The sequence below is a fragment of the Flavobacterium sp. MEB061 genome, assembly GCF_000834715.1.
Lineage (GTDB): Bacteria > Bacteroidota > Bacteroidia > Flavobacteriales > Flavobacteriaceae > Flavobacterium > Flavobacterium pectinovorum.
Genome location: NZ_JXQR01000023.1, coordinates 69,097 through 81,106, shown reverse-complemented (window position 1 = coordinate 81,106; position 12,010 = coordinate 69,097). Strand labels below are relative to the sequence as shown.

10 protein-coding genes are annotated in these 12,010 nt (G+C 33.3%); 7 read left to right on the top strand and 3 right to left on the bottom strand.

All coding sequences use genetic code 11. The annotated features are described in order from the left end of the window. Window positions 1-72 precede the first annotated feature (72 nt). Window positions 73-729, bottom strand: coding sequence for a DUF6565 domain-containing protein (locus RT99_RS13005; RefSeq protein ID WP_042565190.1), 657 nt, complete (start codon window positions 727-729; stop codon window positions 73-75). 312 nt (window positions 730-1,041) lie between these two features. On the opposite strand from RT99_RS13005, the gene RT99_RS13000 reads away from it, so the two are divergent. From RT99_RS13000 to RT99_RS12970, 7 genes are all read left to right on the top strand, one after another. After that, window positions 1,042-1,728, top strand: a complete 687-nt coding sequence (locus RT99_RS13000; protein WP_042565189.1) for an ABC transporter ATP-binding protein — start codon at window positions 1,042-1,044, stop codon at window positions 1,726-1,728. A gap of 99 nt (window positions 1,729-1,827) precedes the next feature. Continuing rightward, on the top strand, window positions 1,828-2,397 hold the full coding sequence (locus RT99_RS12995; RefSeq protein ID WP_042565188.1) for a cob(I)yrinic acid a,c-diamide adenosyltransferase: 570 nt from the start codon (window positions 1,828-1,830) through the stop codon (window positions 2,395-2,397). Between the two features lie 263 nt (window positions 2,398-2,660). After that, window positions 2,661-2,882 carry a DUF2795 domain-containing protein gene (locus RT99_RS12990; RefSeq protein WP_007138072.1) on the top strand — a complete coding sequence of 74 codons (222 nt, stop codon included), beginning with the start codon at window positions 2,661-2,663 and terminating at the stop codon, window positions 2,880-2,882. A gap of 89 nt (window positions 2,883-2,971) precedes the next feature. After that, the gene (secA, locus tag RT99_RS12985) at window positions 2,972-6,316 is read left to right on the top strand and encodes a preprotein translocase subunit SecA (protein ID WP_042565187.1); all 3,345 of its coding nucleotides are present in this window, start codon (window positions 2,972-2,974) and stop codon (window positions 6,314-6,316) included. Between the two features lie 243 nt (window positions 6,317-6,559). Then, window positions 6,560-6,937 (top strand): hypothetical protein, encoded by a 378-nt coding sequence (locus RT99_RS12980; RefSeq protein ID WP_242607202.1) that lies wholly within the window; start codon window positions 6,560-6,562, stop codon window positions 6,935-6,937. 97 nt (window positions 6,938-7,034) lie between these two features. Further along, window positions 7,035-9,194: a TonB-dependent receptor gene (locus tag RT99_RS12975; protein WP_042565185.1), complete on the top strand. Its 2,160-nt coding sequence runs from the start codon at window positions 7,035-7,037 to the stop codon at window positions 9,192-9,194. 102 nt (window positions 9,195-9,296) lie between these two features. Continuing rightward, window positions 9,297-10,904, top strand: a complete 1,608-nt coding sequence (locus RT99_RS12970) for a PepSY-associated TM helix domain-containing protein (RefSeq protein ID WP_042565184.1) — start codon at window positions 9,297-9,299, stop codon at window positions 10,902-10,904. A 99-nt stretch (window positions 10,905-11,003) separates the two neighbouring features. Here the strand turns inward: RT99_RS12970 and RT99_RS12965 are convergent, their stop codons facing one another. Beyond that, window positions 11,004-11,666 carry an RNA methyltransferase gene (locus RT99_RS12965; protein WP_042565183.1) on the bottom strand — a complete coding sequence of 221 codons (663 nt, stop codon included), beginning with the start codon at window positions 11,664-11,666 and terminating at the stop codon, window positions 11,004-11,006. Window positions 11,667-11,725: 59 nt separating this feature from the next. After that, a complete protein-coding gene (locus RT99_RS12960) occupies window positions 11,726-12,007 on the bottom strand; it encodes a hypothetical protein (protein WP_131494915.1) in 282 nt (93 codons plus the stop codon). Window positions 12,008-12,010: the final 3 nt, after the last annotated feature.

The following is a 12,010-nucleotide window of genomic DNA, read 5'->3' as shown; positions in this document are numbered from 1 at the left end:
ATTTAAGACTTTTATAAAAAAATGGCAACCATTTCTGATTGCCATTTTTCAAATCGAATTTAAACTAATAACCTATTTTTTAGCTGCTGCTGTTTCTTCAGATTTGGCTCCCATTCTGTTAACAGTATACATTGGGGCAAATTTTATTTTTAAACCGGCAATTTTTCTGTTATCTTCAGATGAAAGTCCTTCTTTTTCAACGGTATTTTTACGGCTGTCAAGCGCTTCATACATCAATTTAATTTCATCCCAGTCTTCACGAGAATAACTGTCTTTATTGTCTTCTACAGTATGTACAAATTGTTGATATACACTATGAATATTTTGAGCATTTACCCAGGCAAAACTCATATCATCACCAATTTTTCCTTCACCAAACAACGCATTACGTAATTGTTGTTTTGCACTTACAGGAGGTGCGAGAGTTGCTGCCATTCCGGTTTTAAATTCTTCATATTTCATTTTACTGGCATTTATTCTTTCCGTCTCAGCTGCATTGTCTTTAATGTCTGCAAGAGCCAATTGTGCATTTTCTGCTCTTCTGTTGTATTCAGCTTCAACATCTTTCCAATCGGCTTTTAAATCATCTGCCGCCACATTTTTTACTGAATCTACATATGTTACATATGAGTCGATTGTTTTTTTAGCCTGTTCCTGTTTTTCATCTTTACATGACGCAAAACCTAGTGCAATTAATGCAATTCCTGATACAATTTGTATATTTTTCATAATTTTGATTTTAAAAGTTATTACAACAAATATAGTTAAATATTTGAATTATTATACATAATTATTAAAAAATTAATACTTAAAATAAAAATAATTTAATATAAAATGAAAAATATGATAATTATATAAAAACAATCTAAAATCATATAACAACATTTTCTTGTATTGGATTATACTTTTTAAAAAAGAAATAATAAGTAAGCTCATAAGTTATTTTGCTGGTTTCAATTCCTGTAACAAAAATCAATTAAATACTACTTATATATTATTGAAAAGTGTTTTGTACTTTTAAATCCAAAATTGTAAAACGAAATGGCAAATCCATTAATTAAAATAACAGACATTAAACGAGATTTTGTACTTGGTAATGAAATTGTTTATGTTCTGAAAGGAATTAATTTAGAGATCAACAAGGGAGAATATGTAGCTTTAATGGGACCATCCGGATCCGGAAAATCAACTTTAATGAATTTATTAGGTTGTTTGGATACTCCAACTTCAGGACATTATGTTTTGAACGGAAAAGATGTAAGCAAAATGAAAGATGATGAATTGGCCGGAATTCGAAATAAAGAAATTGGATTTGTATTTCAGACTTTCAATCTTTTACCAAGAACTACGGCTTTAGACAATGTTGCTTTGCCAATGATATACGCCGGACATTCAAAATCAGAACGTACTGTACGGGCTGAAGAAGTTTTGAAACAGGTAAATCTAGCTGACAGGATGGATCATCAACCCAATCAACTTTCTGGAGGACAACGTCAGCGTGTTGCCATTGCCCGCGCTTTGGTCAACAAACCTTCTATTATATTAGCCGATGAGCCAACCGGAAACTTAGACAGTAAAACTTCTGTAGAAATCATGAAGCTTTTTGGAGACATTCACGCACAGGGAAACACCGTAATTCTGGTAACGCACGAAGAAGATATTGCAGCTTATGCACACCGTGTAATCCGTTTACGTGATGGCTTAATTGAAAGCGACACCACTAAATAATTTTAGATTGCTGATTTTAGATTTTAGATTATTTCCTAAATCTAAAATTTAAAATCAGCATTTCAATCTAAAATCATAAATCTACAATCTACAATAAAAATGAAAGTATATACAAAAACAGGAGATAAAGGAACAACAGCTCTTTTTGGAGGTACTCGTGTTCCTAAAGATCATATCAGAATTGATAGTTATGGAACCGTTGACGAATTAAACTCTTATATAGGTCTCATTCGTGATCAGGAAATAGACAAGCATTATAAAGATATTTTAATCGAAATCCAGGATCGACTTTTTACAGTTGGTGCTATTTTGGCAACTCCTCAAGAAAAAGAGGTTTTAAAGAATGGAGAACTTCGATTAAAAAACCTTGGAATAATTGATACTGATATTGAATTATTAGAAAATGAAATTGATAAAATGGAAGAAAGTCTTCCTCAAATGACTCATTTTGTTTTGCCGGGCGGACATCCAACCGTGTCACATTGTCATATAGCGCGCTGCATATGCCGTCGTGCAGAGCGTTTGGCAGTACATTTAAGCCATAATGAACACGTTCCTGAAATCGCAATTATGTACTTAAACCGACTTTCTGACTACCTTTTTGTCTTGGCACGGAAGTTGTCGTTTGACTTAAAAGCGGATGAAGTAAAGTGGATACCTAGAAAATAAATTTTCTTAAAATTCCAATTTTTGAAATCCCAAATTCCAATTAAAAGAAATTAAAATTCTTTTAATTTTAAGATCACAAATTACAGTTCCAAATATTGGGATTTGGAATTTAAATACTGAGATTTCAAGAATATTTTTGGAATTTGGAGTTTAAATATTGGAATTTAACAAGAGACGTTCTTAAATTTTACTAAAATAAATCAAAATTTACTTGTCTTTTTCAGTAAAAAATTTATTTTTGCACAAACTAAACAAGATAACAGATGTATTGGACATTAGAATTAGCATCTTATTTAAGTGATGCGCCATGGCCTGCTAACAAAGACGAACTTATTGACTACGCTATTAGAGCTGGTGCTCCGTTAGAAGTAGTAGAGAATCTTCAATCTATCGAGGACGAAGGTGAGATATACGAATCAATGGAAGAAATTTGGCCTGATTATCCAACAGACGAAGATTATCTTTGGAATGAGGATGAATATTAAAAAATAAACCAAAGGAAAAAGTCTCATCACAGAGGCTTTTTTTTTGGTTCTAAATACAACATTTACATATAATAGAAATACAATAAATCATGAGTTTCATAAACAGTATTATAAAAGTCTTTGTAGGTGATAAATCACAGAAAGATGTCAAAGCTTTACAACCTTATTTAAACAAAATTAAAACATTCGAAACTAGCTTAATGAGTTTGTCTCACGACGAATTAAGAGCCAGAACCGCATATTTTAAGGAAAAGATAAAAGAAGCCAGAGCTGATAAAGATGCTAAAATTGCTTCGCTTAAAGCAGAAGTAGAAAACATCGAAGACATCGATAAAAGAGAAGATCTTTATGATGCAATAGATGCTCTTGAAAAAGAAGCTTATGAAATTTCAGAAAAAACTTTATTGGAAATTCTTCCTGAAGCATTTTCTGTTGTTAAAGAAACGGCACGTCGTTTTAAAGACAATTCTTTTATTGAAGTTACTGCAACTCCAAAAGACCGCGAACTTTCGGCTACTAAAACATACATCACTATTGAGGGTGATAAAGCAACATGGGCTAATAAATGGAATGCTGCCGGTAAAGAAATTACATGGGACATGATTCATTATGATGTTCAGTTAATTGGTGGTATGGTTTTACACGAAGGTAAAGTTGCCGAAATGCAAACAGGTGAAGGTAAAACTTTGGTGGCTACACTTCCGTTATATTTAAATGCTTTAACCGGAAACGGAGTTCACTTAGTAACTGTGAATGACTATTTAGCAAAACGTGATAGTACATGGAAAGCGCCTTTATTCGAATTTCACGGTTTAACTGTTGATTGTATTGATAATCACCAGCCAAGTACAGAACAAAGAAAAAAAGCATACGACGCAGATATCACTTACGGAACCAACAACGAATTTGGTTTTGACTACTTAAGAGATAACATGGCACATTCTCCAAGTGATCTTGTACAAAGAAAACACAACTACGCTATTGTCGATGAGGTCGATTCTGTATTAATTGATGATGCAAGAACACCGCTTATTATTTCAGGACCGGTTCCACAGGGAGATCGTCATGAGTTTAATGAGCTGAAACCAAAAATCGAAAACTTAGTAGCACAACAACGTCAGTTAGCAAATGGTTTCTTAGCCGAAGCTAAAAAATTAATCAAAGAAGGAAACACTAAAGAAGGTGGATTCTTATTATTGAGAGCTTACAGAAGTTTGCCTAAAAATAAAGCATTAATTAAATTTTTGAGTGAAGAAGGAATCAAACAATTGCTTCAAAAAACCGAAAATCAATACATGCAGGATAACAATCGCGAAATGCACAAAGTTGATGAAGCTTTGTATTTTGTAATTGAAGAAAAAAACAATCAGGTTGAATTGACTGATAATGGTATTCAATACCTTTCTGGAGATACTGATGCTGACTTTTTCGTACTTCCGGATATCGGAACTGAAATTGCTGCTATCGAAAAACAAAAATTAGATAAAGACGCGGAAGCGGAAGCAAGAGAAAGATTATTCCAGGATTTTGGAGTAAAAAGCGAGCGTATTCATACTCTTACTCAACTTTTAAAAGCATACGCTCTTTTTGAAAAAGATGTAGAGTATGTAATCATGGACAACAAAATCATGATTGTCGATGAACAAACAGGTCGTATCATGGATGGTCGTCGTTATTCTGACGGTTTACACCAGGCGATTGAGGCTAAAGAAAACGTAAAAATCGAAGCTGCTACACAAACTTTTGCAACTGTTACATTACAGAATTATTTCAGAATGTACAGCAAATTGGGTGGTATGACTGGTACAGCCGTTACAGAAGCTGGCGAGTTGTGGCAGATTTATAAATTGGATGTTGTTGAAATTCCAACCAACCGTCCGATGTCAAGACAAGACAAAGAAGATTATATCTACAAAACGACACGTGAAAAATTCAATGCTGTAATTGAAGATGTAACTGAATTATCAAACGCAGGAAGACCAGTTTTAATTGGTACAACTTCTGTAGAGATTTCAGAATTATTAAGCCGTATGTTGAAAATGAGAGGCGTTACCCATAACGTTTTGAATGCTAAAATGCACAAACAAGAGGCACAAATCGTTGAAGAAGCTGGTAAAGCCGGTGTTGTAACTATTGCTACAAACATGGCTGGTCGTGGTACCGATATTAAATTATCTCCAGAAGTAAAAGCTGCCGGAGGTTTAGCAATCGTGGGTACAGAACGTCATGATTCTCGTCGTGTTGACAGACAGTTACGTGGTCGTGCAGGACGTCAGGGAGATCCGGGAAGTTCTCAATTTTACGTTTCTCTTGAAGACAACTTAATGCGTTTGTTTGGTTCTGAAAGAGTTGCAAAAGTAATGGATAGAATGGGATTACAGGAAGGTGAAGTTATTCAGCATTCTATGATGACCAAATCTATTGAGCGTGCTCAGAAAAAAGTAGAAGAAAACAACTTTGGTGTTCGTAAACGTTTATTAGAATATGATGACGTTATGAACTCACAACGTGAAGTAGTTTACAAACGTCGTCGTCATGCATTATTTGGTGAGCGTTTAAAACTGGATATTGCCAATATGCTTTATGATACTTGCGAATTAATCGTAAGCAACAATAAAGCAGCAAACGATTTTAAAACTTTTGATTTTGATTTGATTCGTTATTTCGGAATCACTTCTCCAATTTCTGAAGCTGATTTTACAAAATTATCAGATGTCGAAATTACAGGAAAAGTATACAAAGAAGCTTTGGCTTTTTACACTGAAAAAACAGAAAGAAGCGCAAGAGAAGCCTTTCCTATCATTAGAGGAGTTTACGAAGAGCCAAACAATCATTTTGAGCGTATTGTAGTTCCATTTACTGACGGAATCAAAACTTTGAATGTAGTAACTGACCTGAAAAAAGCTTACGAAAGCGAAGGTGCTCAGTTAATTGCTGATTTCGAGAAAAACATCACTCTTTCTATTGTTGATGAGGCCTGGAAAAAACATTTACGCAAAATGGACGAATTGAAACAATCTGTTCAGTTAGCCGTTCACGAACAAAAAGATCCATTACTAATCTACAAATTAGAAGCTTTCAATTTGTTTAGAGGAATGTTGGACAACGTTAACAAAGAAGTAATTTCATTCTTGTTTAAAGGTGATTTACCAGCTCAAAACGTTACTTCAGAAATTCACGAAGCAAGAGAAGTTCGTCAAAAAGAAAACTTCAAATTAAGTAAAGATGAAATTGTTAACAGCGAAGACATTAACCGTGAAGCTGGAGAAACACAACAACGTCAGGTTACAGAAACGATTGTTAGAGATATGCCAAAAATCAACCGTAATGATACTGTAACAGTTCAGGAAGTTGCTACAGGCAAAACTGAAGAAATGAAATTTAAAAAAGCAGAATCTTTAATCGCTTCTGGCGAATGGGTTCTTGTTAAATAAGTCACAGTTTGTAGTCGCAGTTTTCAGTTTACAGACTGACATCTAAATTATACATCAAACCCGACAGGTTTTAAAAACCTGTCGGGTTTTGTCTTTTAAATAATTTTCACTTTTTAGCCCAATCGTACTTATAGTCAGTGAATGCAAACAGAAACTGTAAACTTTTTTTAGGAAAACTTAAAAATAAATTCTTTCTAAATTGAATAAACAGTACTTTTGCAATCGTAAACAATAAAAAAAGCTTTGAAGCGAATTTTAATCATATTTCTTTCCTGCATGCTTTTAGTGCCATCTTTTGGCAGCTTTTTTGTTTATACCTCATTCAAATTAAACCAGGAAGAAATTTCAAAAACCATCTGTGTACAACGAAAAATGGTTTTTAATAGTTGTAACGGTCGATGCGAACTTCAAAAAAGTTTAAAAAAATATTCCGATAACGAAAAAAGAATGCAAAACAACCTGAAAGAAAAAGCAGAAGTTGTTTACATTCAGAGTTCATCCACAAATAATTTCAAATTAATAGCACCAATCGAATCACAAGCCAAACTTTTTGCTTCATTCGATACTAAACCAATTTCGGTTTCAAATGCTACCTTTCATCCTCCATCCTATTTTATATAAATTTTAGCTACACTTTTCAGTTCAAACCTGAAAAGATTTTTTCTTGTCTTAAAGTCAGGAAAAACACATGTTACTTTTAAAATTTATATAATTTAAAATGAAAAAAATATACTTTACCCTATTAATCATAGGGCAATGTGTTCTTGCACAAAATGAAGTAAAACAAGACACTACAAAATCTCAAAAATTGGAAAACGTTTTTATAACAGCCAATCGTACAGCTACTTTACGTAAAGAAACACCTGTTGCTATTAGTAAAATAACGGCAAAAACAATCAACGAAACCAAAGCAACAGCTGTTTACGAGATTATAAACAAAACACCCGGAGTTTTAATGGTCAATTTAGGAAACGAACAGCACATGATGTCGATTCGTCAGCCAATGACAACAAATGCGTATTATTTATATCTGGAAGATGGTTTGCCAATTCGCCCAATGGGAATTTTCAATCATAATGCTTTATTAGAAATCAATCAATATAACTTACAAAGTATTGAAGTGGTAAAAGGTCCGGTTTCTTCTTTATATGGCCCTGAAGCAGTTGGCGGTACCATCAATTTAATTTCGCTGAAACCACCCGTTGATCCTGAATTTAAATTTGGAGTTCAGGCTGATAATTATGGCTACCATAGATTTCAGGCTGCCGGTGGTGCAACAATTGGAAAAGTTGGTTTTCATATTGCCGGAATTTCAAGTCTGCAAGAAAATGGCTGGATGATGTATTCTGATTACAACAAAGATAATCTGAATGCGAGAATCGATTATAACATCTCTTCTTCTACCCGATTAATCAGCAATACTATGTATGGAAAATATTATTCTGACATGAGCGGAAGCGTAAACGAAGATGCTTTTAATAACAGAACTTATAAAAGTACAACCGATTTTACTTATAGAAAATCTGATGCGTTAAGAACACGATTGACATTAGAACACGACTGGAATAGTAATTCAAGCAGTTACATTACAGCTTATTTGCGTGACAATAAATTAGGGCAAAATCCTTCATATGGTATTAAATGGAGTCCGACTATAAATCCGACAACGGCAAAAGGAGAAGTCAATTCAAACAACTTTAAAAGTTATGGAGCAATAGGACAGCATACTCAAAAATTTGATTTCTTAAATACTAAAATTGTTGCAGGAGCCTTATATGACTATTCACCTGTTACCTATTGGTCTTATGTAATTGATTTGAAAGCGAATTTAAATCCCGGAGAAACCGGAAAGCAAACTGTAGATTCTTATGAAATTATTGCAGAACATCCTGATTTTAAATTAGCAGATTACACAGCCGATATCTTCAACACGGCTGGTTATGCACAAGTAAGTATTAATCCGATAGAGAAATTAGTTATCACTGTTGGCGGTCGTTATGACAATATGAAAGTGAATTATGAAAATGCATTGGATAATTCTACAGGAAGCAAAGTTTACGACAAAATGACTTTTAAAGCCGGTGCAAATTATAATCCATTTGAATTTGCCGGTTTTTATGGCAATTATTCACAAGGTTTTGCTCCTCCCGGAATTACCTCAATTTTCAGAACAAAACCCGGAACTGGCGGAACAACTGGTGTTCCTGCTGATTTCTATTATAATCTGGAACCTGCTACTTTCAATAATTACGAAGTTGGCGGATGGTTTTCTTTCCTTCAAAATAAATTAAATTTTGATTATGCTTTCTATTACATGGAAGGAAAAAACGAACTTTTAAACATCAAACTTGCTGATAATTCGACTGATTATCGCTCAGCTGGAGAAACCCGTCATAAAGGGATTGAATTTGGAGCTTCTTATCGTCCTTCAAAACAATTCAACTTTCGCCTGGGCGGAACTTATGCTCAACATACTTATATTGATTTTAAACTTTCTGACAAACCATCAGATCCGGTTCAGGATTTAAACGGAAAGGAAATGCCTGCAGCACCAAAATGGTCTGGAAATTCAGAATTAAGTTATTACCCAAACTGGCTTCCGAATTTAAGAACTTCTGTAGAATGGCAACTTGTAGGAAGCTACTATCAGGATCAAATCAACACGATAAAATATGGCGGATACAATTTGTTTAATGCAAGAGTTGGCTACCAATGGAAGGGAATAGAAGTTTACGGAAATGTATTAAACTTAACCGATAAATTATATGCTTATAATGTTTCAAGAGCAAATACCACAAATGCTCAGCCAACCTATACAGCTGCAGCGCCAAGAACTTTTGTGTTTGGAATTCAGTACAATTTTTCATTAAAAAAGTAATACTTAGCCACAGATTAAAGAATTAACACAGATTTTTAAAATCATTTTAATTCTTTAATCTGTGGTAAAAAAAAACACTAGACAACCATAAGAAACGCGAATATGAGCAAAGAAATAAAAGAGAAAAAGTCTAAAAAGATCCCGAAGACTATCGGGACTAAGATTGTCAAGAAAATCAAACAACATATGTACAAATGGCATCGTACAATTGGGTTGATTACAATTATTCCGGTAATCTTCTGGACATTATCTGGTTTGATGCATCCGTTTATGGCGCATTTTTTCAAACCTGAAATTGCTCATGACAAACTGGAACAACAAATTATTGATAAAAATCAATTACATTTTTCAATTCAGGAAGTTTTACAGAAAAACGAGCTAACACAATTCAAAAATTTCAGAATCGTTTCTTTTAACAATGCAACTTATTATCAGGTAAAAACGATTTTTGGTGAGTTATGGTATTTTGATACCTCAACAGCTGAAAAACTAGAGAATGGAGATCAAAAATATGCAGAATGGCTCTCAAGATATTTTTTAGATGATCAAAAAAGTGTCATAACAAAAAGTGAAGTTGTTACCGAATTCACTTCGCAATATAAATATGTAAACCGCTATTTACCAGTTTACAAAATGACTTTTGATCGTCCTGATACAATGGAGGTTTATGTAGAAACTTCTTCGGGTAAACTGGCAACTTATAATCCAACTTCAAGACAATGGTTTATTTGGTTTTTTGATACTTTTCACAACTGGTCGTTTATAGATGCTATTACAAACAATAGTATTAGAATTATTACGATGATTTTTTTATTGTCTATTATTGGTTTTTCTGCCTTGAGCGGTATCTTAATTTATGGTTTATTATGGAAACAATTCAAAAAGACGGATAGTTTAGCACCAAAAAAAGGATTGAGAAAATACCATCGCCAAATCGGAATTTGGGTTTCTCTTTTTACGTTGACATTTGCTTTTAGCGGCGCATATCATGCCACAACAAAATGGACGCCGTATACTTTATCGCAAATGATTTACGAACCCACTTTTAAAACCAAAGAAATTCCTGTTGCAAATAATATTTTAAATTTAGATTGGACTCGTTTTCAAAACGCAAGTATTATTACTTTAAACGACACAACATATTTCCGATGTCAATTATTAGAAAAAGAAAAGTTTAAAAAACCAAAAGGAGATTCAAATTCAAAATGGAACAAAAAAGACAATAAAAAATCTGAAATAGTTTGTATTAATGCGGCTACAAATAAAATTACGCCCAATATTGATTTGGAATACGCTGAATTCCTGGCTTATTATTTTACAGATGGCGCTCCAAAAGCAGCATGCTGTGAAATGGTCGAAAGTTCAGACGAACCTGAAACTTCATTGGAAAATGCAAAATTATTAGAATCAAAAGTTTTAACTGATTTTGAAAGCCGGGAATACGGCTTTGTCAACAAAAGATTACCAGTTGTAAAATTGGCATATGATACTCCCGAAAAAACCATTTATTTCATAGAAACTTCTACTTCAAGACTGGCTGCTAAAATTGAAAGCTCTGATATGGTTGAAGGCTATTCGTTTGCTATTCTCCACAAATTTTTATTTATGGATTGGGCCGGGAAAAATATTCGCGATCTAACAATGGTTTTAGCCGCTTTAACCATTTTGATTGTTAGTATTTTAGGATTTATTTTGTTTTTGAAGAGATAATCACATCAATAACCTGCAAGGTTTTCGAAACCTTGTAGGTTTATATAGTGATACATTAGAAATACCTACAAGGTTTTAAAAACCTTGCAGGAAACCAAACTACCTTGAATTTTCTTCAAAATAACGCGCTTCAATTCGTTTAATATCTTTAATCGAATTTTTCGCCCAGGCCAAACGTTTTTCCAGAATTTCATTTTCTGATAATTGCCAATCGATATCTGAATTACGCAATCTGTTTGTCAGGTTTTGAATAATGATTGCGGCTGAAACAGAAATATTCAAACTTTCTGTAAAACCAACCATCGGGATTTTAAGAAAACCATCTGCTTTTTCTAAAATTTCTTCTGATAAACCATCTCTTTCTGTTCCAAAAAACAAAGCACTTGGTTTTGTAATATCGAAATCCTCCAGTAAACAGTCATTTTCATGCGGAGTTGTCGCTATAATTTGATAACCCTGATTTTTTAAAGTCGAAATACAATTGGTAACCGAATCAAACTGATTGATGTCAACCCATTTTTGAGCACCCATTGCAATTTCCTTGTCGATTTTTTTTCCGTAACGCTGCTCGATCACATTGAGTTCCTGAATTCCAAAAACCTCACAGCTACGCATAACAGCACTTGTGTTATGCATTTGAAAAACATCTTCTACAACAATTGTAAAATGTTTGGTGCGGTCTCCAAGTACTTTTAAGAATTTTTCCTTACGATTATCTGTTAATATATTTTCAAGAAAAGCGAGGTAATCTAAATCAATCATTTTAAAGCTTATTTAAAGCAAAAATACATTTTAAAAGAAGTATTTGAATTGCTTTATTTCTATTTTTTACTAAAAACACCTTCTAAGACATCACTGAAAATAGCTTCACCAAAACTTTTCTTTTTATCCTGATTCGGATAAATTGGCTCCGGTTCTTTATTACTCATTTCTCTTTTGAGCAATAAATTGGTGTTTTTAAAAGAATAATATTTTTGTGATTCAATTTTAGTCGGGGTAAAACCAGGTTTAGGATTGTAAATAGAAAACTCAACAGGAAAATTTAAGTATTTATGATAATCTACAGTATAATTATCACTTTTTAAAAATTCAATTTTTTCCATATT